Genomic DNA, 25,567 nt, shown 5'->3' with positions numbered 1-25,567 from the left:
CGGTAACGGCTTTTTAATTATTAATTTGTCGCCTTGTTTAAAAATCGTTCATACGTGTTAAGGAACTCTTACATATTCCTGGGAATCATATTTATGCTTACCTGCTTTGCAACTGCTACCAAGGCGCAGAGCGATGTTTTTCGTCAGGCGCAGGGCAGGTTTAGCGGCATGGGCATGGGATCGGGTGGCAGTGATTCTATTGGTCACCGTACCGGATTGGAAGATTCGATCACCATCTACTTTCGTTTTCTCGATACCAGCCGCTTGCGGGGATTTGATTCTGTACTGTATGAATTTCCCAGAAAGATCTCACAACCCTGGTACCACGTTACCCTGGGTAATCTGGGGAATGCTTCCCGAAGCCTGTTGTTTGAACCGCTCATGAAAGCAGGGTGGGACTATGGCTTTCACACCTATGACGATTATAATTTAACGGTTGAAGATGCCCGTTTTTACAATACCACGCGGCCTTATTCGGAGCTTAATTACCTGCTGGGTTCAAAGTCGGAACAGTTCATTCGCCTGATGAATACCCAGAACCTGAAACCCAACTGGAACATGGCTTTTGAATACCGGCTTATCAATTCACCCGGTTATTTTCAGAACCAGAATACCAATCATAATAATTACCGGTTCACCAACTGGTATCAGTCTAAAAACAAACGTTGGCAGAATTTCATCGTAATAGTTGGTAATAAATTACAGTCTGGTGAAAACGGTGGTATTGCTTCCACTGCTTTTTTAGATAGTGCCGGTGGTGGTTTTGATGACCGTTCTAACATCCCAACCAAACTGGGACCCGATAACCCCGGCAGCCGTAACTTTTTCAGCAGCCACATTGCCACAGGCAGGTTGTATACCAATGCTACCTATATGATGCGGAACCAGTACGACCTTGGGCAAAAAGATTCCCTGGTTGTAAATGATACCACTGTAATTCCGCTGTTCTATCCGCGGGTGCGGCTGGAGCATACCATTGCATACAGCACGTATCACAATCGCTTTCAGGATACCTGGGCCGACAGTGCCTATTATGATAGTTTGTATTTGTTCCACCTGGCAAAGAAACCGGATACTTTTTATGTCAAAGAGTATTGGAAGGACCTTACCAATGATTTTTCATTCTATACTTTCCCTGACGCCAAGAACGCGCAACAGTTCCTGAAACTGGGCGCCGCTATCCAAAACATGCACGGCAGTATGGTGGATTCCTTCTACTTTAAAGACAGCGTGTATACCAGGGATTATTATAATACTTATATACACGGTGAATACCGAAACCGCACCCGTAATCAGAAATGGGACATAGAAGCGCTGGGTAGTTTTTATGTAGCGGGTTTTAATGCTGGTGATTATAATGCATACATCAGTTTGCGTCGTTTGATCAGCAAACAGATCGGTTATCTGGAGGTTGGTTTTCAAAACACCAATCGTACGCCGTCCTTTATGTTCAACTCCCTCAGCAGTTTTTACCTGGATACTGCTGCCGTACCGCTTGATCTGAAAAAAGAAAATACCAATGTGTTGTTTGGTACGTTTGAACAACCCAAATTGAGATTGAAGTTGCAGGGAAAATATTACCTGGTTACCAACTATACCTATTACAGCGGTTATATACAGGTAGCGCAGGCCTCTACCATCTTCAATGTGATGCAACTGTCGGGTGAAAAGATCTTCCGGATAGGTGGTGGTTGGAACTGGAAAGCATGGGTTACTTTACAGCAACGGGTAGGTGACGGACCGGTTAACCTGCCGCTTATTACTACCCGTAACCAGGTGGGTTATGATGGTAGCCTTGGATTTAAAAACCTGCGCATTAGTTTTGGTGGTGAAATGCGTTATTTCACCCCTTACAAAGCCCCTGAATACTCTCCATTACTAGGTCAGTACTTTAACCAGGAGGTGAATACTATCAGGTTAGAACGCCCTGATATTGCCGCTTTCCTGCACTTCCGGATCAAAAGCTTTAATGCCTATGTACGGGCCGAGAACCTGAACTCCATCAATATTGCGAACGGTGGAGGATTTACCCTCAACAATGTTCCCACCAATGGATATCCATACCCCGGTTTGCAAATCCGGGTAGGTGTCTTCTGGAGTTTTGTGAACTAGGTAGTAACTACAGGCGCTGTTTGACCAGTCTTCTTCTGCTTGAAGAATTTGCGGTATCGTGATAAAATGAGGTTTGTCCAGAAACCGATCAAAACACCTGGTAAGATCCATAGCAACCAGCTTAAGGAGCCAATGTTTACATTTACCACAATAAATGCGGTAACGGTTGCGGCAAAAGCGCCACCCATACGACTCCCATGGGTAAAGAACCAGTGTTGTTTATTATCAGGCCGATGGTAAAAATGGCGAATGTCCTTCCAGCCACTAATAAAGCAAAAAACACCAAATGAAAGGGGCACGGTTCCCCACATTCCCCGTTGGATGAACCAGAAATAGCTGAATGTCACCAGGGCTAATCCCGCGGTGATGCCCGTAATACTGATGATCCAGTCGAGTGGTGCCGGCTGCTGTTGCAGATGCAGTTTTTTAAGATAAAGCGCCCTGTACCCCGAACAGGTAAGGTAATAGCTAAAAAAGCCCACCATAAACAGGAATGGAATGTTCCTGACAATAGATAAAAAAGTAGCCGTAATAAATACCCCGGTCATGCCATAAAAGAATAGCTTCCCATTAAGCCGATGGTTTCGTGCTCCTTTTGTATTGAGCATAGAGAACAGGCCGCAGGCGAGTGCGGTAAAGCCACTGATGATGTGCAGGATGAGCATAATTTTTAACAGGCTGGTCATAATTGTACTTTTTGAAGGTAAGGGCAAAGCGCCGTTACCTGTTACAAAAATGCCTGTAAATCAGTGCGTTTTCCAAATGCGAGGGATGAATTGGGGGTGTTTGGGACGGAATGTCGAATTCATGTCTGCCGTCTGCCTTCTGCCAGCCTGTCCCGACTTGTCGGGATCTGCTTTTTTCCCATTGCCGACCGATTCAGGTTTTCTGCCAGTTGCGCATTGAGATTACGGGATACCGGAATTAATTCTTCCACCCCCTGTAAATGCAATTTATACCCCTGGGCATTGCCGCTTACATGTTGTACTACTTTCAGGTTTACAATAAAAGCCCGGTGACACCGGAAAAATTGCGGGAAAGGTGATAGAACATCTTCTGCTTTTCGCAGGGTATTTCGCAACAACTGGGACGCGGGTTTATTATCTTTTATAAAATATATCCGCACATAATTGTCTGCCGATGTAACGTACCTGATCTCTCCGGGTAACACCATAAATTGCTCCTTTCCGTTTTCACTGATAAATACCACTTGCTCCGGAACCGGTTCGGTGGAGGAGGGGGCACTTACGGGTTGGTTCAATTGTTCTTCGAGCCGGGAGGCACCGGATTGGTATTTTTTTAACAGCCGCTGCTGTTTTAATAATACATTTAGCCAAAGTGGAAAAACGCCCACTACCAGCGTGATCCATAAAAAATTGAGCAGGTTATGCCACGATAAACTGTTTTTATAAAGCCAATGCGTCAACAGCCAATTGCCGATGGCAATAGGAACAAGATGCCAGCACATGTGAATGCATTCTTTTCCCACGGTCCATTTTTCTTCCCGGTAAACAGTTGGAAACAGCCTGGGCAGCAGCAACGTGTTTGCTGTAACAAAAATGAATGTTACCAGCGCATATAAAAAAGCATGAAAGAGTAGTATGGGGCTTTTTAATTCATCAAGACCAAATGGTCGTAACAATACCAGTATCAGGAATACACAAAGGGCGGCATAAAAAGTATACCGGAGTGATTGACGTGAGGGAATATCTAAAGGAAACGGACGGTTTAGTATCATAAAACAGTCTTGATAGTAAAGATACGCTTGCGTTAACCCAGGTTAAAAAATAATTAGGCAGGGGGAGATTTGCTCATCTGTTTGTACATTTGGCGGGTGAAAAAGACCGTGGCCATATTTTTTATGTGTATTTATATGCTGTCATTCTCAGAAATGCATCAGTTTCTGCGTGTGCCGGTATTAATACAACATTTTATAGAGCACCGGCAACTGGACCCTTCTGTGTCCTTACTTTCTTTCCTGAATGAACATTACATTCATCAATATGTAAGAGATGCTGATTATCAGCGCGACAATCAATTGCCTTTTCGGCATGCTGATTGTTGTGCCGTTACAACAGCCATAAATTGCGAATGTCCGGCTATGACGTTTATTGAATTGCCGGTACGTTCCACGGAAACAAAGACTGAGTTTGTTTTACTCGATGAAGAAAGTCACACCCTACTGTCAATAGCAGACATTTTTCAACCTCCCCGTTGCGCTTAATTCTATAGCAATTTTCTATTAATGTTGAACTAATGTGTTCAATCGTTTAACGATTGCGTGAATATTACAATTGTTTCATTGCACGTGATGCACGGGTGTTTTGCTGGCATTTTATTCGCTGGCTGAGCCTGGGGCGGTTTCACATTTGATCGTCTGTCCCGACTTATCGGTATCTCACGATTTAAAGTTTCACGATAAAAAGTATTTAATGATCCAGGCAATCATTCGTTTTTCAATAAAGAATAAGCTGGTAATCGGTTTATTTGTTTTGACCCTTTTGATCTGGGGCGGTTATGCGGTAACCCGGTTACCAATTGATGCTGTTCCTGATATTACCGATAACCAGGTTCAGGTGATCACCACTTCGCCATCATTGGGCGCGCCCGATGTAGAGCGATTGATCACCTTTCCCATTGAACAAGCAAACAGCACGATCCCCGGTCTCAAACAGATCAGGAGTTTTTCCCGTTTTGGGTTGTCGGTAGTAACTATTGTTTTTCATGAAGAGGTGGATTTATACTGGGCCAGGCAACAAATTGCCGAGCGGCTGCAACAAGTGCAAAGCCTGATCCCTGTACAACTGGGCAAGCCTGAACTGGCGCCTGTAACAACCGGTCTCGGGGAGATCTATCAATATGTGGTAAGAGCCAAAAAAGGATATGAGCAAAAGTATGATGCCATGGAGTTGCGTACCATCCAGGATTGGATCATTCGCCGGCAATTGCTGGGCACTCCCGGAGTGGCCGAGGTATCGAGTTTTGGCGGCCGGTTAAAACAATATGAAATAGCCGTGAATACCTCCCGTCTGAAATCGCACAACCTTACTATCAATGATATATTCACCGCTTTGGAAAAGAATAACCAGAATACGGGCGGCGCCTATATTGAAAAAGGCCCCACAGTCTTATTTATTCGCAGTGAAGGGTTGATCTCAAACGAACAGGACATTGGTAATATAGTAGTAAAAACAATGGAGGGTGGCATACCAGTGCTAATACGGGATGTGGCTGTCATTAATTTGGGTAGTGCCACCAGGTATGGGGCTATGACGTATAATGATAAAGGTGAAGTGGCGGGCGCCATAGTGATGATGCTGAAAGGCGAGAACTCATCGGCTGTGATAAAACGGGTGAAGGAAAGAGTAAAACAGATACAACAAACCCTGCCGGAAGGAGTGGTGATAGAACCTTTTCTGGACCGTACAAAAATGGTGAACCATGCAATCGGCACGGTTCAGAAGAACCTTATTGAAGGCGCGTTGATCGTGGTGTTTGTGCTGGTAGTATTCCTGGGTAACCTGCGGGCAGGATTGGTAGTGGCGTCTGTTATACCGTTATCAATGTTATTCGCCATTATATTGATGAATATATTTGGCGTAAGCGGAAATCTCATGAGTTTGGGGGCCATTGACTTTGGGTTGATCGTAGACGGAGCGGTGATCATTGTAGAAGCGGTAATGCACCGGTTAAGTCATTCAAAACATTTCTCGGGGATAAACCGGCTTAACCAAAGCAGTATGGATGAGGAAGTTCACCACAGTGCATCAAAAATGATGAACGCAGCCATTTTTGGTCAGATCATTATACTTGTTGTATATCTGCCTATATATTCATTACAAGGCATTGAAGGGAAAATGTTCCGGCCCATGGCGCAAACAGTAACCTTTGCTTTATTAGGGGCCTTCCTGTTATCATTCACTTATGTGCCTATGGTAACTTCCCTGTTCATCAGCAAAAAGTTATCGCACAAAAAGACGTTCAGTGATCGCATGATGGAGCAGTTTGAAAAAGCATATCAATTTGTGCTGGAACGAATGCTTCGGTTTCCCAAATTAATTATAGCCGGAAGTATAGGGGCCTTTGTGATCAGCCTGCTTATATTTTCCCGCCTGGGTGGAGAATTTATTCCCAAGCTTGCAGAGGGGGATTTTGCCGTTGAAACCAGGTTACTTACAGGAAGCAATATAAATGCTTCGGTAAATACCTTAACGCAGGCTGCACATATTTTGAAAAGCCGGTTTCCCGAAGTTCAAAAAGTGGTAGGCAAGAATGGCAGTAGTGAAATACCTACCGACCCCATGCCGTTGGACGCCAGTGACCTGATGGTAATCTTGAAAGATAAAAAGGAATGGACAAGCGCCCGCACCTATGATGAGCTGACTAACAACATGCAGCTGGCGTTACAGGAAATTCCAGGCGCTACGTTCGGGTTTCAATACCCCGTGCAAATGCGGTTCAATGAGTTGATCAGTGGGGCTCGTCAGGATGTGGTTTGCAAGATCTTTGGCGAAGACCTCGATACCCTGGCCCACTATGCGGATAAAGTATCGTCCATAATAAACGGAGTAAAAGGGGCAACCGATCTCTATGTAGAGACCGTTACCGGTATTCCACAAATTCTGGTCACGTATAACAGAACGGCTATAGCGCATTATGGATTGAATATCGAGGATATAAACCGCGTGCTGAATACTGCTTTTGCCGGGCAAAGCGCCGGACTGGTTTATGAAGGCGAACGGCGGTTCGATCTGGTAGTGCGATTGGAGAACCTGCAACGGCAGGATGTAACTGATGTTCAAAACTTGCTGATCCCTACACCAACCGGCGCGCAGGTACCACTTAGCCAGGTTGCAACAGTAGCGATCAAAGATGGCCCTAATCAAATACAACGCGAAGATGCCAAAAGAAGGATCATTACCGGATTCAATGTACGAGGACGGGATGTTGAAAGTGTGGTAGAAGAATTGGATAAAAAGATAAAACAACAAATACAGCTGTCAAGCGGGTACTACATTGTATATGGAGGTCAGTTCCAGAACCTGACCGAGGCGAGACAGCGCTTAGCCTTCGCAGTGCCAATTGCCTTATTGCTGATACTGGTAATGTTATACTTTGCCTTTGGAAAGATCAAGTATGGGCTGCTTATTTTCACGGCCATTCCATTATCTGCTATTGGTGGCATTCTGTTGTTATGGATGCGGGGGATGCCCTTCAGTATTTCTGCCGGTATTGGTTTTATAGCCCTGTTTGGCGTGGCCGTGTTAAACGGCATTGTACTGATCGCTGAATTCATTCGATTAAAGCATCATGGCATACACGATATAAAACAAATTATTATGGAAGGAACGCGTATAAGATTGCGTCCGGTCTTAATGACTGCCTCTGTAGCCTCGCTGGGTTTTTTACCCATGGCCCTGAGTCAGGGACCCGGCGCTGAAGTACAGCGACCACTGGCAACTGTTGTTATTGGTGGACTGATCACTGCTACCTTTCTTACGTTGATAGTGTTACCCGTGTTGTATTTGTGGGTGGAGAAATGGAAGAGCGTAAAGGCAGTACCACAGGTAGCTATAATGCTCATCGGGTTATTTGTATGCCAGTCTGCGTTTACCCAAACTGGTGTTGAACGATCACAATCGCTGGACCAGCTGTTGCAACAGGCCAATACCAACAACCTGTCCTTAAAAGCCAGCAGGTCGGGCATTGGTTACTGGAAACAATTACAAACGGCTACCGCTGAATTGCCTCGCACACAGATAGGAGGTGAATATGGTGGCATTAATAGTGTAAATAACGATACCCGGTTTTACATTAACCAATCATTTGAACTTCCTGTGGTTTATCGGCGGCAACGAGAATTGTATGGCGCAGAGGAACAGGTGGCCAATAGCCGGCTAGCATTAAAACAACAGGAGTTGCAGAAAGCTGTGAAGGCGGTATTCTATAATATGGTTGATCTGTTGGAGCGGCAGAAGCTATTGCTTCGGCTCGATTCCATTTACAGCCGGTTTCTGGATGCTGCCAACTTGCGGTTAAAAACCGGTGAAAGCACTATGCTGGAAAAAAGCAATGCCGAAACACAGATCCAGCAATTGAAACTGCAACAGGAGCAGGTAAAAGCCGATCTGCGGATGGAACAACAACAATTGCAATGGTTGTTGAATACAAAGGATTATCTGTTGCCAGCGTACCACTCATTGAAAAAGGAACATGAACAGGTAATTGATACCATGGCGGTGATCAGTCATCCGGCAGTACAATTGCAGCAGCAACAGGCAAAAGTTAATGCCGCGCAAACCAATATTGAAAGGGCAAGGTTGAATCCTGAGTTTATGGTGGGGTATAGTAATCAGTCTATAATTGGTTACCAAACAAAAGATGGCATTACGCAGAAATATTATAGTGGCAGCGACCGCTTTAATATTTATCAGTTGAGTGTAGGCCTGCCCATCTTTAATAAAGCCGTGAAGGCGCGTGTTAAGGCCGGTAAGTTACAGGAAGAAACAACCCGCCTGGAAGTAGATGTTACCAGCCAGTACCTCACCAATCAATGGCAGCAATTAAATGAATCGTATAAAAAATATGCTGTTCAGGTACAGTATTATGAAGCAACCGGGTTACAACAGGCGGCCCTGATAACCCGGAACGCCCGCCTGGGTTTTGAAAAAGGTGATGTGAGTTATGTGGAGTGGACCCTGCAAATGAATAATGCTGTTAATATAGAACTGGGTTATCTGCAAGCTGTACATGCCCTGAACAACACAATTATTGAACTGGAATACTTAACCGGAAAATGATCATTACATGAAGAACCCATTTTTATATATAACTGTTTTATTCTTCTGCGTTTCCTGCTCATCTGCTGATAAACCGGAGGAAGCAAAAAAAGAAGTGGATGCCAATATGGTGACCATGACCGATGCCCAAATGAAAAATGCGGGTATTGAAGTAGGCACGGTGCAATCGCAAAACCTGAACGACGTATTAAAAGTGAATGGACTGGTTGATGTACCGCCACAGAATATTGTATCGATTAGTTTTCCCCTGGGCGGTTATCTTAAAAATACCACCTTGTTACCGGGTATGCATGTAAATAAAGGACAGGTAATAGGTGTTATTGAAGACCAGGGGTTGGTCCAGTTACAACAGGATTACCTGATGGCCCAGGCCCGTTTACAATTTTTGCAACAGGAATATGATCGTCAAAAAGAATTGAGTGAACAACAGGTAAGCGCGGCCAAAACCTTTCAACAGGTGCAGTCCGATTTTTCAGCACAAAAAGTATTGGTAAAGGGATTTGCCGAAAAGCTGCGGCTGATCAGTATAAACCCCGGTTCATTGAATGAGAACAATATCTCCCGAAGTGTTCCCATGTATTCACCTATCAATGGATTTGTATCGAAGGTGAATGTAAATATTGGCAAGTTTGTAAATGCCACCGATGTATTGTTTGAACTGATCAATCCGGATGACATCCACGCAGCCCTGACGGTTTTTGAAAAAGATATGCCTAAAATAAAAATAGGCCAGGTGGTGAAAGTTTCATTTGTGGATGAACCGGGTAAGGAATACGATTGTGAAGTGATCCTGGTTACGCGGAACGTAGATGTAAATCGCAGTGGTATAATTCATTGTCATTTTAAAACAAGACCCGGCAATCTGTTACCCGGCATGTTCCTGAATGCTACTATTCATTTAGAGAACGTTCCCGCGCTTACGGTGCCCGAAGATGCGGTGGTGCGTTATGGCAATCAGCAATACATTGTACAGGCAACAGGTAAAAGCAATTTTCAACTGTTGAATGTGGAAACAGGGATTCGTGAAAAGGAACGGGTAGCCATCAGTTCAAAGACCACTGAGTTGTCAGGCATGCAGATTGTTACGAAGAATGCCTATGCCGTGTTGGGAAAGATGAAGAATGCGCCGGAAGAAGAGTAGGTTACCAGGAATTGACCTGTAAGGTTCGATTGATCTGCTTGATTGTTCAAGACTCGATGATGAACCTTACAGGTCGGTTCCTTAAAATATATAACTTATACTCTGTAATCTTCTCTTACAGGGGAGAATGCATCCAGTACTTTAACGAAAGTACGGGCAATGGCACTGTGGGGTACATTACCGGGAATAACATGCACCATGCCGGGCGTCAATAACATTTTTTCACCACCGATCACCATTTCCAGTTCACCTTCCAGGATAAAAGTTATTTGTTCGTGTGGATGGCTGTGTTCCGGTAGTTGGGCGCCTGGTTGAATGTCTACAAATGAAAGGGTCATGGTATCGCCATGCACAAACCGTCCGTATAAACCAGGAACTATTTCTTTTCCTTTAACGTCATCGAGGTGTTGCATACAGATCTTTTTTATAATTAACGTTCCATAAAGCAGGTGCTGCCGCCTACCCACTGTTTGTTCTTGTTATAATTTACTCCAATCATTTTGCCTTTGCTTAAACGGGCCAGGTTGATAACCGGTTGAGGACGGTCCCAGTCTTTTTTCCAAACATACATGATCCTGATCTCGGCTTTCGCTGGCTCGTCGGGTGTTTCAATAATAGCGGCGTATTCAACTTTCCGTTGTAAGATCCAGTTGTGCGGGTCATTTATTTTTTCAATGTCCTCACGGGTTACGTCTATCAATACGCCCTGGCCGGCAAAAGAGAACAATGGTTTTAATACATAATTCTCCAGGTCGGGTGGTAATTGTTTTATTTCGTTCAAAAAGTAGGTAGTGGGCACGTAGGGGTGGTGAAGAAAGGGCAGGGTGTACTTGCTGATGCGGTAAAACCAGTTGGGATGCGGTACCCATTGTACATTCAGGTTTTGCGTAATGTCGCAATACTTTCCTAATGCTTCTTTCTTTGCCAGCAGTTCATCAAATATAACGCGGTTGTAGATGCGTTTAACGGCTGTTTTTTTTCCGTCACGCATATAATACAGGTCTTTTCCTTCCTGTATCAGTTCTGTGATGCAAACGGGTTGAATACCGGTATATTCCTGGGTTAAATAAAAGTCAATGCGTGTTTTTTGTTCGTGGGGTTTAATTTCCAGCAGAATGGTATTTTCAACCGGCACATCATCCACGATCACTTCTTTCAATAGCTTCAAATAACTTTCATGGGTGTGTCCGTTCAGATACTGGCTGTAATTCTCAGGTATGGGAAAGTAGTTTCTAAACAGATCGGGGTAATACACCTGGAAGCCAAACAGGGTGGGGAAGCCCTGCATTTCTATTAACCGGGGTTCAGGCTGTTTATCCTCATTCCAGCAAATGCCAAAATCAAAGCAAAGCATGTCGCAGCGGTCGCTTTCATTAGGTACATGTTCGTGGGGAGGAATGGCCGCATCGGTCATTTTTTTGAATGCCGGATCTGTGATCACATCGATGATGTGTTCGCAGGCATCTATCATTTTGGCGGTAAATTCTTTATCTACGAATACCGGTGTTTCTGAAAGCCTGAATTCAATGGCGCCGGGATATTTACTGTTTAGGTCTTTTAAAAAGGCTTCGTACTGTTGCTCGGTGAATGACTCATTAAACGCTTTCCGTATTCCGGGAACCATAACACAACTGTTTTGCCGTTGAAGTTACGAAGTTCTGGGTTTTAAGTTATTAGGTTCGTAAGTTATTGGGTTAGGTTCAGAATTCCAGGTTCAAAGTTCCGGTTTGCTGGTTTAGAGTTTTGGGTTCAGAATTGCGCAATGAGTTGTATTGCTTGCAGCTTACAGCCTGAGGCTTGTAACTGTATTCCTACTGCCGATTGCCGTCTTCCCTTTGCCTATTGCCTACTGCCTTTCCTGCAGTTATTGCTTCAATTGCCAGATCGAGAAAATTGGGAAGAATATGCGAGTAGGTATACAGGATCTTATCAGGATCATTAAGCTGCTCAATCATGGATTGCCATTTTTCGAACCCATGATTTTTAATGACCATTTGTTTTTTGTCTTCCCTTTGCAGGTATCGGCTCATACCGGGCGCATCGGCCTCGGGGTGAAACTGGGTGCCAACCATGTAATCATTAAAACGCAGTCCCATAATAGCGCGTTCCAGGGGCACATGCGGCCGTTCTTTTTCAATGGCAAGGATAGTAGCACCTATACGCCGTAGTTGGTCATGATCGGGTTCCACCACCTGGTAATTACGGCTGTCAACCGCATAAAAAGGGTCCTGTAGATTAGTAAAAACTGGGTCTTCTTTGCCACCAGGGAGCATATGAATTGGAAAAACGCCAAAAGCGGTGGATTTACGTTTGGTTACATTGGCTGCCTTAAAATACCGGACGGCCAACTGAAAGGAGTGACAGACAAAGTACACATGTTTTTTAGGTCCCTGGGTCAGGTGGTTGTGTTGTTCCACCTCGCGGATCCAGTTAAAATACTGGGGTTCCCACTCGGCATCGGTAGCCAGCGGCGAACCGGGGCCGCCAGAAGAAATGTATATATCATGATGTAAATCAGGCAACTCGCATTTAAGCCGAACATCAAATTCCTCGACCACCAGGTTTATGCCATGCGCTTTACCATACTGATGCAGGATGTCCCTAATGCACCGCATACCCTCATTTACCTGGCCTTCATACAGATCAAGAAGGGCCAACCGTATGGTGTTTGGTCTAGTCATAGTAAAGCTGCAAACATAACGCATTTTGTGATTGTCATGTTGCAGCTTATACATTAACAAATTAATGGGGGAATGGTTATTTCACCAGCACCTTTAGCATTTCATCGGCCACCAGCGCATTGCCTTTGTCGTTCAGGTGAACGCCATCCGCAGTAAGAATGCCTTTCTCTTTGTTTTCCGGATTATTGGCCAGGTTATAGGCCAGGAAGGTTTTGCGTAGGTCAACCAGGGGGCAGTTATTTTTGACGGCAACAGCGCGAACGATATTCGCGTACTTGTTCAGGTCGCCATCCTGTTCATTGGAGAAATCAGTTTTTTCGCCAATGGTGGCAGGTGTACAAAGGATCACTTTTATATCTTTTGCCTGCAACTTCCTGATAATGGCATTATAGAACTGTTCGAATTTGGGCGCATCGGTACCAGTACCGCCTTTCTTATGCCATACATCATTAACGCCTATCCAGATCACTACAGTAGTGGGGTTTTTAGCCAGCACATCGTCTTCCATACGTAAATAAAGGTCATACACTTTATTACCGCCAATACCGGCGCCAGCTAATTCGTACTGGTCCTTTAGGCCCTTTTGTGCCATCAGGCTGCCCAGCACTGTTATATAACCTGTAGGCGATACGCCGGCTGCTGTAATGGAATCACCAAAGAAAACGACCTTTTGTTTTTGCTGCATACTGGTAAAACTTACTAATGTAATTGCGATGAATAAAGACACATACTGAAGCAATCTCATGGTTAATCGATTTTGAAGAAGAAAATATGTACTAAAACCCAGGCAGCGAATTTAATTGCAAAAGTTTGTATTTTTAACAGTATCCCCGGTTGCTGCCTCAAACACTTTCTGCTATCTATTAAAACTAATTGCATGCATGGCAACCCTTCATTAAAAAAGGTATTGAGACCAGTGCACCTTTGGGCACTGGCGGTTGGTTTGGTTATATCCGGTGAATATTTTGGCTGGAACCTGGGTTGGGCTGTTGCCGGAACAGGCGGTTTTTTGATTGCCACCATCCTGGTCACGATCTTTTACGTAACATTTATTTTCAGTTTTACCGAATTAACGGCTGCCATACCACAGGCTGGCGGCCCCTTTGCTTATGCTTATAAAGCACTAGGGCCAATGGGTGGATTGATAGCGGCTTATGCCACGCTGGTAGAATTTTTACTGGCGCCACCGGCGGTGGCTTTTGCCCTCGGCAGTTATGTACATTTTCTGGCACCGGCCCTCCCGGTCCTGGGAATAGCTATTGGCTGTTATATAGTGTTTACTATTATTAATTTTTTAGGTATTAAGGAATCGGTGGTGTTCTCGTTGGTGGTTACCCTGCTGGCGGTTGCTGAATTATTGTTGTTCATGGGGGTTGTGGCGCCTGGTTTCAAATGGGAGAATTTTAACCGCGATTCCATGCCTTTTGGCTGGGGTGGTGTTTTTGCCGCACTGCCATTTGCCATCTGGTTTTACCTGGCCATTGAAGGGGTTGCTATGGTGGCTGAAGAAGTGAGAGACCCGCAACGTACCATTCCCCGCGGCTATATTTATGGTATTGTGACCCTGGTGCTGCTGGCTTTTGGGGTCATGTTCTTTACTGGTGGGGTTACCAATTGGCATAACCTGGCCCATATTGATTACCCGTTACCAGAAGCCATTAGTGCCGTATTGGGAAAGCAAAACAGCTGGACCAAGGTCTTTGCGGGGATAGGGCTGTTTGGGCTGGTGTCCTCGTTTCACGGGGTTATAATCAGTTATAGCCGGCAGGTATATGCGGTGGCCCGCGATGGATATTTACCGGCCGTGCTGGCAAGGGTTAATTCGCGGCATAGAACACCGCATGTGGCAATGATCGCAGGCGGAATTGTGGGTATTCTTGCCCTATGTATTTTCAATACCGGCGATGTAATTACCCTGAGTGCATTGGGGGCAGTGGTGATGTATATCATCAGTATGATCAGTTTGTTTGTATTGCGTCGTAAACAACCGGGCCTGGAACGCCCATTCAAGGTACCTTTGTATCCCTGGTTCCCCCTGATTGCGTTAATACTGGCCGTAGTTTGTTTGATCGCAATTGTTTGGTACAATCTGTTTCTGTCGTTGATCTTTTTTGGTGCATTGGCTTTACTAATGATACTGTTTGCGGTTTTTAGGAGATCAGGTCCTTAGTTCCTTATTAACTAAATAACTCCCAAACTAACAAACTCACTAACTTCTTTATGGCTTATCGATACACCATACAGCACCATACTTACCAGTTTGAGACCATCGCTACGCTTTTGGCGAAAGCAAGTCCATTCAGATCGGGTGATGCGCTGGCGGGTGTGGCTGCTGTGGATTATAAAGAACGGGTGGCGGCGCAACTGGCGCTGGCCGATGTGCCATTGAAAAATTTTCTACAGGAAGCCGTTATCCCTTATGAGCAGGATGAAGTTACCCGGTTGATCATGGATGCTCATAATGCGGCCGCTTTTGCTCCGGTGGCTCATTTTACCACCGGCCAGTTCCGCGACTGGTTGCTGAGTGATGCAGCTGATACCGTTACCTTACAACAATTGGCGCCGGGACTAACGCCTGAAATGGTAGCCGCTGTTTCAAAATTGATGCGCAACCAGGACCTCATTAGCGTGGCCAGAAAGTGTGAAGTGGTTACTACTTTTCGCAATACGTTGGGATTAAAAGGCCGGTTATCGGTTCGATTGCAACCCAATCATCCTACAGATGATCCCAAAGGAATTGCCGCCAGTATTGTTGATGGGTTGTTATATGGCAGTGGTGATGCGGTGATCGGCATAAACCCGGCTACCGATTCTCCCGGTCATGTACTAACGCTGTTGCACATGCTGGATGCCATTATTCAACGATTTAATATTCCCACCCAAAGTTGTGTGTTGTGTCATGTTACCACTTCCTTACAACTGGTTCAGCAAAAAGCGCCGATCGACCTGGTGTTCCAGTCTATTGGCGGGACCGAAAAGACCAATAAAAGTTTTGGGGTGAACCTGTCTTTATTACAGGAAGCGTATGAGGCGGCTTTGTCGTTGCAGCGCGGTACGCTGGGGAACCAGGTGATGTATTTTGAAACAGGGCAGGGGAGTTCTTTATCTGCCAATGCGCATGAAGGAGTTGATCAGCAAACCTGTGAGGCAAGGGCCTATGCGGTGGCCCGCAAATTCTCTCCCTTGTTGGTGAATACAGTGGTGGGTTTTATAGGGCCTGAATATTTATTCGATGGCAAACAGATCATCAGGGCGGCACTGGAAGATCATTTTTGTGGCAAACTGCTTGGACTGCCCATGGGGGTGGATGTTTGTTATACCAATCATGCCGAGGCCGATCAGGACGATATGGACAACCTGCTTACTTTATTGGGAGTAGCCGGCTGTAATTATATTATGGGCATACCCGGTGCCGACGATATTATGTTGAATTATCAATCTACTTCCTTTCATGATGCTTTGTATGTGCGTAAGGTATTAGGGTTACGCCCTGCTCCCGAGTTTGAGCAATGGTTGTTAAGACAAGGGATCATGAATGAGGAGGGAATATTATTGCCGGTGAGCGATCGGCATGGGTTGTTAACGCTGGTAGATAGGCAATAGGCAATGGGAGAACGGCAGACGGCAGACAGCAAACGGCAGACGGCAAACGGCAAACGGCAGACGGCAGACAGCAAACGGCAGACGGCAAACGGCAAACGGCAAACGGCAAACGGCAAACGGCAGACGGCAGACGGCAGACGGCAGACAGCAAACGGCAGACGGCAAACGGCAAACGGCAGACGGCAAACGGCAGACGGCAAACGGCAGACGGCAAACGGCAGACGGCAAACGGCAGACAGCAAACGGCAAACGGCAAACGGCAAACGGCAGACGGCAATACACCTCTGCACGCAACAAAGAACGCTGAACTTTGAACTGAACCGAATGGATATTCAAAAAACGATAGTACAACAGGATGAATGGGCTTCATTAAAGGAATATACAGCCGCTCGTATAGCCTTGGGCAGGACCGGAACGGCTGAACCATTGCAATCGCTGTTAGCGTTCAGGATGGCGCATGCCAATGCACGGGATGCGGTGTATGCCGTATTGGACCAGCCGATGTTATTGCATGAACTGCAAATATTGCAGCAGGCTGTTTTTACTTTGAATACTCAGGCAGCCAGCCGCGGCGAATACCTGCAATACCCCGACCGTGGCCGGCGGCTGCATGCAAATGCTGCGGCTCAATTGAATGACTTCAACAGTACAGGCTACGATATTTGTCTGGTGCTGGCCGATGGTCTATCTGCCACTGCTATTAATAACCATGCTATTCCTGTATTGAAATTGTTATTGCCGCTTTTTGAAAGCGCCCGGTTATCTGTAGCGCCTGTCTGTATGGTACAGGGAGGACGGGTGGCCATTGGGGATGAATGCGGTTACTTGTTAAAAGCAAAACTGGTTGCTGTGCTTATTGGGGAGCGACCGGGTTTGAGTTCACCCGATAGTTTAGGGGTATATCTTACCTGGCACCCTGCACCGGGGTTGACCGATGAGTCGCGCAACTGTATCTCCAACATCAGGCCAGAAGGATTGAATTATCAAACTGCTGCGGAAAAGATCTTCTTTCTGATCAATGAATCATTGCGGCTGCAATTGTCGGGCGTAGCATTGAAAGACAATGCTGGTGGTGTAATTGAAGGTTGAATGTAGAAAGTTGAAGAGAGAAGATAGAAGGGGGAAGGCTTGCGCGAAGGCGGGTTGAAAGTGTGAGTTGTGAAAGGGGAGTGGTGAGTGAATTCGCGATAATGTAGCTATCTGAAAAATCGGGAACCCACTCACCACTGACCGTTGACCTCGTTTATTGCAGCTTCAATTTAAACTGACCATTCGAAATAACTGCAGAATCAGCATTGGGGTCAGTGCTGTTCATCAAATATAGTTTGCCCGAAAAAGTACCACTTATTGTTGTTGTGGTGATCTCGGTAAAAGTAACCTGGAATGGATTGGCATCATCGTACCGGCTGGCGAGCATTTTATCCGGCTCTATGGTGTTTGGGTTATAAAGACATCCCAAAATATAATCGGTAGTGGGATCAGTCTCTTTGTAAGTGCCCGGTGTTAATGGGATTGTTGATATAATGGAGAAGCCCAGATTTTCATTATCAGCTGGATCATTATTAGCTTTTCCATAAAAAGAATAGCTGGCTGCGCCTGAAGGATCCGCTACTTTCATAGCCCCAGGAGCGAAATTAAATGTTTTGTCTACACTGCCTATTTTGCATTTCAAATAGTATTGGGATACGTCTTCCTCAACACTCTTTTCTTTACCACATGACGCAATAAATACAGCCAATAGCATGACAGGCACGCTAACCAGGAATCTTTTCATACCGGAACAGATTTTGACCAAAGATATTTTTTTTCGGGAATTTCCTATGAATGTGGGGACGGAATTGGCGCTTTTAACGCCTAATTGTGTATAAATATTGTAGCGATACTACATGTTATGAAAAAAATGGATGCAATGAGTTGTTTACCGATTACAAAAAAATCTGGTACAGGTTTCATGTTACAGGGCCAAATACCTGAAGAATGCGAAAGAATAAAAGCATACAGCATGTCGGGCCTTGTAACCTGAAACTTGTGACCTGTTTATATTCCTGCCAGGAACTGGCTGTGGATGTAATCCACCACGTTCACCAGACTGTTAGTTTGTTGAAAAACCTTAAGCTGGCGGTCGGCGCCGGTGCCTTCTTCCATCAGTTTGGTAATATAATTAATGGCATGGCGGCTGCCCAGTTCATCTACCACATCATCTACAAAATCGAGCAGCTCGTATATCAGCACCCGGGTATTGACCTCTTCTTCCTTTCCAAAGTCGATCAGTAAACCGTCGATGCCATAGCGGCTGGCCCGCCATTTGTTTTCGTTGATGAGGGCGCGTGAGTATTGAATGAAGTTCAGGTTTTGTAAACGCAGCTTGTATATTTTGGCGCAAATGCCCTGGAATAATGCGGCGATGGCTATTGTTTCCTGTACAGTTAATGGTACATCGCAAATTCTGAATTCAACCGTATTGAAAAAAGGATGCACCCTGAGGTCCCACCAGATCTTTTTAGCATTGTCAATGCAGTTGGTTTTCACCAGCAGCTTTACAAAGTTGTCATAGTCCTCAATGGTATCGAATGTTTCGGGTATGCCGGTGCGGGGGAACTTGTCAAATACCTTTGTACGGTATGATTTGTACCCGGTGTTCCTTCCTTCCCAAAATGGCGAATTGGTGCTGAGTGCGTAAATATGGGGTAGAAAATAGCGAGTTGAGTTGGCAATGTGGTTGGCCATTTCCCGGCTTTCCATGCCTACGTGCACATGTAACCCAAAAATAAGGTTGCTTCGGGCGGCATCCTGAAGTATGTCCAGTATTTCTTTATAGCGGGCATGATCGGTGATCAACTGGCTTTCCCAATGACTGAAGGGATGGGTGCCTGATGCCCCTATCGAAAAGCCCAGATCGCCGGCAATATGGGAAATAGTACGGCGCAGGTTACTTACATCTTTAAAAGCTTCATCAACATTGCGGCAAACATCTGTGCCTACTTCTACTACAGCCTGGTGCATTTCGGCTTTTACTTTATCCCTGATCACTTTCTGTCCTTCGGTCACGATCCGTTGCTGGTGACTTTTCAACTCTCGGCTAACCGGGTCAAGCACCATATATTCTTCTTCAATGCCAAGCGTAAAATGCGATAAGTTGATATTTGCCATTGATTCGTTCTTAGTTCTAAGTTCTTAATTTTGAATTCGCAAAGGTACCTTGTTAAAATTGGTTTCAATTTATTTATTCATATCCTTCAGCCCTTCTCACCCCATCAACTTATTAACTGGTCAACATTGCTAAGCTCTCTGTTTCTAATTTTTCATTCATCATTTCGCCAATGTATTCCCGGTTAATGCTCCGTCTGGTATATTCACCCCAGGTAAGGTTATCTTTTCCGGGCTCATGAGAAAGCGCTCTTTCAATGGCATAGGTAGCTGCTGTATCAACTACCCATTCAAAATTATCATCGCCTACACTTGGCCGGTCAGCATCGGGCACCGGGTTGCAAAAATCAATGGCATAGGGAACGCCATCGCGTATGGCCAGCTCTACCGTATTGAAATCATAGCCCAGGTATTGATTGATGCGTATCACCAGTTCTTCCATCTGGTGCAACCGATCGGGCGTTGGCTTGAATGTACTGTTGTACCGAAGATGATGGGGATTACGCGGCTCGTATGGCATTATGTGCACATATTTACCACCGATGCAATAACACCGATAATATTCCTCAAACACAATTTCTTCCTGCAATAACATGACCAACTGGCCGGTTTCGCGGTGGTTATGGAAGAACTCTTCTTTGTTGTGCAGTTTGTATACATGCTTCCAGCCGCCGCCGGAAAAAGGTTTCATATAAGCGGGAAAGCCAACGTATTCAAAGATCTTTTCCCAGTTCAATGGGTAAACCAGGTTGGCAAACGATTCTGGGCTGGTATCGGGCGGTAATTCGAAGGAAGGCAGGATAACTGTCTTTGGGACAGGAACTCCTATTCTGGTAGCCAGGCAGTTATTAAAGAATTTTTCATCGGCACTTCCCCAGAAAGGATTGTTTATGACGGCGGTGCCGCAAATGGCTGCGTTTTTGAGGTAGGAGCGATAGAAGGGCACATCATGTGAAATGCGGTCGACGATCACATCATATTCAGCAGCAGCGCCTTGTATTACTTTGTCTATGTGAACAGGTTCGGCAATAATATCAGGTGTATTCCGGCCGTTTACACATTCTATAAATGCCATGGGAAAGGTCCTTTCCTGGCCAAAAAGAATTCCTATTTTTTTCATATCAAGCGCATTTAAATGATACAGATGCTATTGCACAAAACCTTGTTACCAAATTTACAATTCCTTTACATTTAACGTTACTGCTAAAGCAGATTTACCTAATTTTGGCCGGCTATGCAAACAGAAGTTAGTACGGGTATCATGGTAGAAACGATTGAATTGCCATCTGAAGCGCTCCAACGTACCATCACGATCAATTTTTACGGCCCCTCCAACCATTCCGCCAATCAACCGATAGGTTTATTACTTTTCAATGACGGTCAGGATATTGAAGCCATGGGCTTTGATAAAATGGTAGCATACCTTCTTCAAACAGAAGCCATTACGCCATTGTTGTGTGTTGGTATCCATGCGGGTGATGAAAGAATGCTGGAATATGGAATGATCAGCAGTCCCGATTTTAAAGGCCGGGGTGCCAAAGCCGGTCTGTATCGCCAATTTATAATAGAAGAATTATTGCCCTATATTCATACGCGTTATGCTCACCTCACTTTTAATGAAACTGCATTTGCCGGTTTTTCGTTGGGTGGCTTAAGTGCGCTGGACCTTGTATGGAACCATCCTGAAATATTTTCCAAAGTGGGCGTATTCTCTGGTTCTTTATGGTGGCGGTCGAAAGACAGGAAGGACAAGGATTTTAGTGAGGCCAACCACCGGTTAATGCACCGCCAGATCAAACAGGGGAAATACCAACCGGGGATGAAATTCTTTTTTCAATGCGGAGAACTGGATGAAACTGAAGACCGTAATGGTAATAACGTGATCGACTCCATAGACGATACCATCGATGTAATGCGTGAACTGATGGCCAAAGGCTGGCTGGAAGGGAGAAACATGCGTTATCTGCAATTGCCTGATGGCAAACACGATATCCGCTCCTGGGCCAAAGCCGTGCCTGTGTTTTTGAAATGGGGATGGCGGAGAAAAAGTGCCTAGATCAATTTTTACAATTCATTTTATAAATAAAAACGTCCCGATACAATCGGGACGTTTTTATTTATACTGTGCTAAAACCACTATCTGGTAAAACCATTATTTTTAACGGTCAGCGATGTGGTCCCCATTTGGCTGCTTAAATTAAGACCATAAGCAAAGGTAGCCGTAGACCGGATCTTTGTTCCTGCAGGTATTGCCGGAATGGTCATATAAATAGCATTTGTATCTGCATTTGTAAAGCGGATCATATTCGTCTTATAAAAATCAACTGTGTCGTATTTGACTTTGAAGGTCTTCATAAGATTACCACTCAACTGCACATTGGTAACTGAATCCACTGCTTTCAGTGTTATTGCAATTGAATATTTGGGGACTGTGTCTTTTACATACCCAACAACTTTGAATTTAAGCGTATCACCTTTACTCAGAATGGTGTCCCTTACATGTGAAATGCTGCTCAGGTTAAAAACAGTAGGAGGGGGTGTATAAGGAGGAAGCACATCATGATCGTCACAGGCTACCATAAAACTCATCACCACTGCTAATATCGATAATGCTATAGTTCTCATAATTGATTGTAATTAAATTATTAGTTAAACATATACCGGATACCAAATTGCATTTGCCAACGGCTACCAATACCAGTACTGTTGGTGAAGCTATTGGTATATGGAACTGCGTTCGTAGCATCCTGGTATGGGAATGAATAGGTAGGCGTTTTGTTATCTGCAGCCAGACCTTCATATTTCAACAGCTGGAAGCCCGATGAGTTGCTGCTTAAATTAGGCGTTTTGACCAGACCCCAATACTTGTTCAGGAAGTTGCCGGCATTGATCAGGTCCAGTGTCAGACGCAGGGTATGTTTGTTGGTTTCTTTTTTACCTTTTGAATAGAAATAGATATCCTGGGTAATGTTCAGATCTAATTTCTTGAACCAGGGGTAAACCCAGGCATTGGCCTTAGCATACTCACCGCGGTGTGAATTCAGGTAATTGTCCTGTTTGATATAGTTGTCTAATTGTGTCCAGATCTGTGCTGCGGTCCTTGTATCTGTGCTATTGGCTACAGGTACCAGGTTAATTTCGCTGGCATTGCGCGGAATGTAGATCAGGTCATTGGTATTACCATCGCCATTTACATCACCATTGTAGATGTAAGAGCTGGCGCCACTTGTTGATGCTTCAAATACAGCACCGATTGAAGTGGCAAAATGGTGACCGTAATCGAATCGGTAGCTGGCAAATGCAAGTACACGATGTGGTTGATAGAAGGAAGCATAAGCCAGGTTAGCGCTGTTAGGGTCAGCATTACCAACAGCTCTTGCGCTCCACAATGAAGAAGCGGTGCTACCACCTTCTGCCACGTTTTTAGAAGCGCTATAGGTGTAGGCAACACTGGCAAACAGGTTTTTGAAAGTTTTTTCTACTCTGGCAGTCAGGTTATAACCATAGCCTTTGTGGGAGTTGCTCATTAAAATAGCTGTACCAATCGAAGGATCATCTAAGGTATTGTTGGCAAAACTACTGCTGCTTGGTTTATTATAGTAGTATTTATTACTTCTATAAACATCGTAGGAATTGGTGCTTGCTACAATGTACCGGTTCCTGTTATCTACACCGCTTAATTGAAAGGCGCTGTCTTGTTTCAGGTTCAAATTAGAATAGTAAACGGCATTGATATCTTTGAAATAAGAAGCCTCCAGTGTGATGGTCCAGTCGCCAGGTAATTTCTTGTCAATGGCCAAATTTGATTTAAATACTGTAGGATATTTAAAGTCATCTGCAACCATTGCTGTGCTGTAGCTGGTATTTGATCCGCCGGTGGCTGGTTTATAACCAAAAGGAACTTTGGATGTTTGTAAAGCGCCAAACTGGATACCATTATTGCTGGCCTGGTTGCTGATCCATACAAAAGGTGGAGGACCAGAGAACACACCGGCACCGCCACGGACCTGCAGCGTTTTGTTGTTAAATACATCCCAGTTAAAACCAATACGGGGAGATATGATCAATGCATTACCGGGTGCTTTTCCAATGTTATATGTTTTACCGTCTTTGAACGCTAATTTGTCAAAGTAAGGATTGTCGGTAAATGATTGTTTGTAAATAGTCATATCTGCACGTAAGCCATAGGTAACAGTAAGGTTATTTAACAAGCGCCATTTGTCCTGTGCAAAGAAACCCAGTTCGGTTGAACCGGCATTAGCCCAGGGGAAACTACCATCGGGCAGGGCTGAATATTGCAACACATAGTTGGTAGCATTGGCTGCACCATACAGTAAGCTTAATCTGAAATCGTTCAAACTTGCAAACTGGTATACACCACGATAGGCAGGCGCAAAAGCGTTCTGGTATTTTCTGTAATAATCCTGTGTTCCGAAGGTCAGTTCATGCGCACCTTTATACATTTTGAAAATGTCTGATATCTGAAATACATCGGTATTCAGCGTATTGTTATACGTATACATTTCATAACCGAATGAAGTGAAGATGTTTCCGTTGGCTGCGCCATCAAGGATATCTACAAATGGCATGGTATCATTGGGAGAGTGTGGCGTACGGAAGTCTCTCAACGCGGTATAACCGATCTGTAATTTATTGGAGGCTGTATTTCCGAACCGGGTATTCAGCTCAGCAATAAAGATGTTGAAATTGTTGTTGATGCCATAACCTGCTGCAAAAAAAGGCAGGGCGTTGTTGTTGGCTGAACCTGAACCGCTGGTATTAAGTGAACTACCATTGTTAGGACGGCTGCTGCTGGGGAACTGGTCAGCATACGACTTCAGGTAATTGTATTTAAAAGTAAGGGTATTGTTTTTGTTGATGTTCCAGTCGAGTTTCAGTGTAAGCTTATCACTTCTGGTTTTGAAGTTATAGCCCTGGTATTTGCCGGGGTCATAACCACCCAGTTTTGGATTGTTTTTCAACAGATCAATTAATGCTTCCAGTGAATCTTTATTGGCCCGGCTCACGCTGCCGCTTACCGCTGGGTGCGACGCATCAGAGGCTGTGAAGCTGGTAGCGGGTAATTCCTGGCGAACCTGCTCGCCGCTTACAAAGAAGAAAAGTTTGTTTTCAATGATAGGGCCACCGACGGAGAACCCACGTAAGTTATAGTTGATGTTAGTTTTGGCAACGGCCACGTTTCCTACGTCATAGCCTTGTGTGCCAGCACCTTTCATGAATGTATATACAGAGCCTTTAAACTGGTTGGTTCCACTGCGGGTAACGGAATTGATACCCGTACCGGCAAATCCACCCTGTGTAACATCATAAGGAGAAAGGTTTACCTGTATTTGCTCAATGGCATCGATACTGATAGGCTGTGAGTTTGTTTGCCCACCTAATACAGATGAAAGACCAAATGAGTTGTTGAAGTTAGCGCCATCAACGGTCATGTTGTTGTACTGATTGGTACGGCCGCCAATGTTTAAACCATTGGCAGTTGGTTCCAGCCTGGTAAAGTCCTGTAACGACCGGTTGATGGTAGGCAGCCTTTCAATTTGTGTGCGGTTGATGATCTCCTGGCTACCAATATGGCTGGTATTGAACGTCTTGTTTTGACGGGATGCAGCCACTACAATTTCTTTAAGTTCTTTTCCATCACTCACCAGTCCAAAATCTGCTTTAAACTCCTGACCCAGCAACAGGTTGATATTTTCCTGTTCTGTTTTTTTATAACCTACATAGGTTACTGTAACAGTGTAAGGGCCACCTACACGCAGGTTGGGTAAATTAAAGCGGCCATCTTTACGGCTTGAAGTAGCATACTTTGTTCCTGAAGGAGTGTGAAGGGCAATTACTGTTGCACCTGATAAGGGGGCGCCACTTTCGTCTGTCACTTTACCTTGGATCTCAGATGTTGTTTCCTGAGAAAAAACATTGGCTCCAAGACATAACAGTGCCAGGAGTAGCATAAGAGTGCATCTTCTCATATTACTTGTTTGGTTTTAATTCGTGTGCAAAGAAACACGGCAGTTAGTACGTTAATCTCATTCAAGTTATTACCAAATAATTAAATCTCCTTA

The 25,567-nt window shown here is 44.7% G+C and carries 19 protein-coding genes; 8 read left to right on the top strand and 11 right to left on the bottom strand.

Features of this window, described 5'->3' with window-relative positions; genetic code table 11:
* Positions 1–93: 93 nt before the first annotated feature.
* Positions 94–2,112, top strand: a complete 2,019-nt coding sequence (locus tag J7I42_RS32535) for a putative porin (RefSeq protein ID WP_209144246.1) — start codon at positions 94–96, stop codon at positions 2,110–2,112.
* Here J7I42_RS32535 and J7I42_RS32530 read toward each other — a convergent pair.
* Together J7I42_RS32530 and J7I42_RS32525 are read right to left on the bottom strand one after the other, a co-directional pair.
* Positions 2,109–2,798: a hypothetical protein gene (locus J7I42_RS32530; protein WP_209144244.1), complete on the bottom strand. Its 690-nt coding sequence runs from the start codon at positions 2,796–2,798 to the stop codon at positions 2,109–2,111. The genes J7I42_RS32535 and J7I42_RS32530 overlap by 4 nt on opposite strands.
* Positions 2,799–2,917: 119 nt before the next feature.
* Positions 2,918–3,850, bottom strand: coding sequence for a LytR/AlgR family response regulator transcription factor (locus J7I42_RS32525; protein ID WP_209144242.1), 933 nt, complete (start codon positions 3,848–3,850; stop codon positions 2,918–2,920).
* Between the two features lie 135 nt (positions 3,851–3,985).
* Here J7I42_RS32525 and J7I42_RS32520 point away from each other — a divergent pair, with 135 nt between their 5' ends.
* The 3 genes from J7I42_RS32520 (at position 3,986) to J7I42_RS32510 (ending at position 10,053) form a co-directional block, all read left to right on the top strand.
* On the top strand, positions 3,986–4,336 hold the full coding sequence (locus J7I42_RS32520; RefSeq protein WP_209144240.1) for a hypothetical protein: 351 nt from the start codon (positions 3,986–3,988) through the stop codon (positions 4,334–4,336).
* Positions 4,337–4,544: 208 nt separating this feature from the next.
* Positions 4,545–8,912: a CusA/CzcA family heavy metal efflux RND transporter gene (locus J7I42_RS32515; RefSeq protein ID WP_209144238.1), complete on the top strand. Its 4,368-nt coding sequence runs from the start codon at positions 4,545–4,547 to the stop codon at positions 8,910–8,912.
* Between the two features lie 7 nt (positions 8,913–8,919).
* The gene (locus J7I42_RS32510; protein ID WP_209144236.1) at positions 8,920–10,053 is read left to right on the top strand and encodes an efflux RND transporter periplasmic adaptor subunit; all 1,134 of its coding nucleotides are present in this window, start codon (positions 8,920–8,922) and stop codon (positions 10,051–10,053) included.
* A 95-nt stretch (positions 10,054–10,148) separates the two neighbouring features.
* Here J7I42_RS32510 and J7I42_RS32505 read toward each other — a convergent pair whose 3' ends face one another.
* From J7I42_RS32505 to J7I42_RS32490, 4 genes are all read right to left on the bottom strand, one after another.
* Complete coding sequence (locus J7I42_RS32505) at positions 10,149–10,466, bottom strand: cupin domain-containing protein (protein ID WP_209144234.1); 318 nt, start codon at positions 10,464–10,466, stop codon at positions 10,149–10,151.
* Between the two features lie 17 nt (positions 10,467–10,483).
* Complete coding sequence (locus tag J7I42_RS32500; RefSeq protein WP_209144232.1) at positions 10,484–11,677, bottom strand: ATP-grasp domain-containing protein; 1,194 nt, start codon at positions 11,675–11,677, stop codon at positions 10,484–10,486.
* Positions 11,678–11,864: 187 nt separating this feature from the next.
* Positions 11,865–12,734: a type 1 glutamine amidotransferase gene (locus J7I42_RS32495; protein ID WP_209144230.1), complete on the bottom strand. Its 870-nt coding sequence runs from the start codon at positions 12,732–12,734 to the stop codon at positions 11,865–11,867.
* Between the two features lie 76 nt (positions 12,735–12,810).
* Entirely contained in the window at positions 12,811–13,479 is a 669-nt protein-coding gene (locus J7I42_RS32490) for an SGNH/GDSL hydrolase family protein (RefSeq protein ID WP_209144228.1), read from the bottom strand.
* Between the two features lie 132 nt (positions 13,480–13,611).
* Between J7I42_RS32490 and eat the strand changes: the two genes are divergently transcribed.
* The 3 genes from eat to eutC are packed head-to-tail and all read left to right on the top strand — an operon-like array spanning position 13,612 to position 17,426.
* A complete protein-coding gene (gene eat, locus J7I42_RS32485) occupies positions 13,612–14,904 on the top strand; it encodes an ethanolamine permease (RefSeq protein WP_209144226.1) in 1,293 nt (430 codons plus the stop codon).
* A gap of 50 nt (positions 14,905–14,954) precedes the next feature.
* On the top strand, positions 14,955–16,337 hold the full coding sequence (locus J7I42_RS32480) for an ethanolamine ammonia-lyase subunit EutB (protein ID WP_209144223.1): 1,383 nt from the start codon (positions 14,955–14,957) through the stop codon (positions 16,335–16,337).
* A 3-nt stretch (positions 16,338–16,340) separates the two neighbouring features.
* Positions 16,341–17,426, top strand: coding sequence for an ethanolamine ammonia-lyase subunit EutC (gene eutC / locus J7I42_RS32475; protein ID WP_209144221.1), 1,086 nt, complete (start codon positions 16,341–16,343; stop codon positions 17,424–17,426).
* Positions 17,427–17,580: 154 nt separating this feature from the next.
* Here eutC and J7I42_RS32470 read toward each other — a convergent pair whose 3' ends face one another.
* From J7I42_RS32470 to J7I42_RS32460, 3 genes are all read right to left on the bottom strand, one after another.
* Positions 17,581–18,111 (bottom strand): hypothetical protein, encoded by a 531-nt coding sequence (locus J7I42_RS32470; RefSeq protein WP_209144219.1) that lies wholly within the window; start codon positions 18,109–18,111, stop codon positions 17,581–17,583.
* A 263-nt stretch (positions 18,112–18,374) separates the two neighbouring features.
* Positions 18,375–19,487: a carboxylate-amine ligase gene (locus J7I42_RS32465; protein WP_209144217.1), complete on the bottom strand. Its 1,113-nt coding sequence runs from the start codon at positions 19,485–19,487 to the stop codon at positions 18,375–18,377.
* A 112-nt stretch (positions 19,488–19,599) separates the two neighbouring features.
* The gene (locus J7I42_RS32460; protein WP_209144215.1) at positions 19,600–20,604 is read right to left on the bottom strand and encodes an ATP-grasp domain-containing protein; all 1,005 of its coding nucleotides are present in this window, start codon (positions 20,602–20,604) and stop codon (positions 19,600–19,602) included.
* Positions 20,605–20,718: 114 nt separating this feature from the next.
* Here J7I42_RS32460 and J7I42_RS32455 point away from each other — a divergent pair, with 114 nt between their 5' ends.
* Positions 20,719–21,540, top strand: a complete 822-nt coding sequence (locus tag J7I42_RS32455) for an alpha/beta hydrolase (RefSeq protein WP_209144213.1) — start codon at positions 20,719–20,721, stop codon at positions 21,538–21,540.
* 80 nt (positions 21,541–21,620) lie between these two features.
* Here the strand turns inward: J7I42_RS32455 and J7I42_RS32450 are convergent, their stop codons facing one another.
* Positions 21,621–22,109, bottom strand: coding sequence for a hypothetical protein (locus J7I42_RS32450; RefSeq protein ID WP_209144211.1), 489 nt, complete (start codon positions 22,107–22,109; stop codon positions 21,621–21,623).
* A 20-nt stretch (positions 22,110–22,129) separates the two neighbouring features.
* Positions 22,130–25,474, bottom strand: a complete 3,345-nt coding sequence (locus J7I42_RS32445; RefSeq protein ID WP_209144209.1) for a TonB-dependent receptor — start codon at positions 25,472–25,474, stop codon at positions 22,130–22,132.
* Between the last annotated feature and the right edge of the window lie 93 nt (positions 25,475–25,567).

The sequence above is a fragment of the Niastella soli genome (assembly GCF_017742245.1).
Taxonomy (GTDB): domain Bacteria; phylum Bacteroidota; class Bacteroidia; order Chitinophagales; family Chitinophagaceae; genus Niastella; species Niastella soli.
This window is presented reverse-complemented; position numbering and strand designations above follow the sequence as displayed.

What these genes read in the sequence shown, in the direction of transcription:
- J7I42_RS32490 (WP_209144228.1), bottom strand. Translation starts at nt 13,479, where the DNA reads ATGAGATTGCTTCAGTATGTGTCTTTATTCATCGCAATTACATTAGTA.
- J7I42_RS32520 (WP_209144240.1), top strand. Translation starts at nt 3,986, where the DNA reads ATGCTGTCATTCTCAGAAATGCATCAGTTTCTGCGTGTGCCGGTATTA.
- J7I42_RS32495 (WP_209144230.1), bottom strand. Translation starts at nt 12,734, where the DNA reads ATGACTAGACCAAACACCATACGGTTGGCCCTTCTTGATCTGTATGAA.
- J7I42_RS32510 (WP_209144236.1), top strand. Translation starts at nt 8,920, where the DNA reads ATGAAGAACCCATTTTTATATATAACTGTTTTATTCTTCTGCGTTTCC.
- J7I42_RS32465 (WP_209144217.1), bottom strand. Translation starts at nt 19,487, where the DNA reads ATGGCAAATATCAACTTATCGCATTTTACGCTTGGCATTGAAGAAGAA.
- J7I42_RS32480 (WP_209144223.1), top strand. Translation starts at nt 14,955, where the DNA reads ATGGCTTATCGATACACCATACAGCACCATACTTACCAGTTTGAGACC.
- J7I42_RS32505 (WP_209144234.1), bottom strand. Translation starts at nt 10,466, where the DNA reads ATGCAACACCTCGATGACGTTAAAGGAAAAGAAATAGTTCCTGGTTTA.
- J7I42_RS32535 (WP_209144246.1), top strand. Translation starts at nt 94, where the DNA reads ATGCTTACCTGCTTTGCAACTGCTACCAAGGCGCAGAGCGATGTTTTT.
- J7I42_RS32460 (WP_209144215.1), bottom strand. Translation starts at nt 20,604, where the DNA reads ATGAAAAAAATAGGAATTCTTTTTGGCCAGGAAAGGACCTTTCCCATG.
- J7I42_RS32450 (WP_209144211.1), bottom strand. Translation starts at nt 22,109, where the DNA reads ATGAGAACTATAGCATTATCGATATTAGCAGTGGTGATGAGTTTTATG.
- J7I42_RS32515 (WP_209144238.1), top strand. Translation starts at nt 4,545, where the DNA reads ATGATCCAGGCAATCATTCGTTTTTCAATAAAGAATAAGCTGGTAATC.
- J7I42_RS32500 (WP_209144232.1), bottom strand. Translation starts at nt 11,677, where the DNA reads ATGGTTCCCGGAATACGGAAAGCGTTTAATGAGTCATTCACCGAGCAA.
- J7I42_RS32525 (WP_209144242.1), bottom strand. Translation starts at nt 3,850, where the DNA reads ATGATACTAAACCGTCCGTTTCCTTTAGATATTCCCTCACGTCAATCA.
- J7I42_RS32455 (WP_209144213.1), top strand. Translation starts at nt 20,719, where the DNA reads ATGCAAACAGAAGTTAGTACGGGTATCATGGTAGAAACGATTGAATTG.
- eutC (WP_209144221.1), top strand. Translation starts at nt 16,341, where the DNA reads ATGGGAGAACGGCAGACGGCAGACAGCAAACGGCAGACGGCAAACGGC.
- J7I42_RS32530 (WP_209144244.1), bottom strand. Translation starts at nt 2,798, where the DNA reads ATGACCAGCCTGTTAAAAATTATGCTCATCCTGCACATCATCAGTGGC.
- J7I42_RS32445 (WP_209144209.1), bottom strand. Translation starts at nt 25,474, where the DNA reads ATGAGAAGATGCACTCTTATGCTACTCCTGGCACTGTTATGTCTTGGA.
- J7I42_RS32470 (WP_209144219.1), bottom strand. Translation starts at nt 18,111, where the DNA reads ATGAAAAGATTCCTGGTTAGCGTGCCTGTCATGCTATTGGCTGTATTT.
- eat (WP_209144226.1), top strand. Translation starts at nt 13,612, where the DNA reads ATGCATGGCAACCCTTCATTAAAAAAGGTATTGAGACCAGTGCACCTT.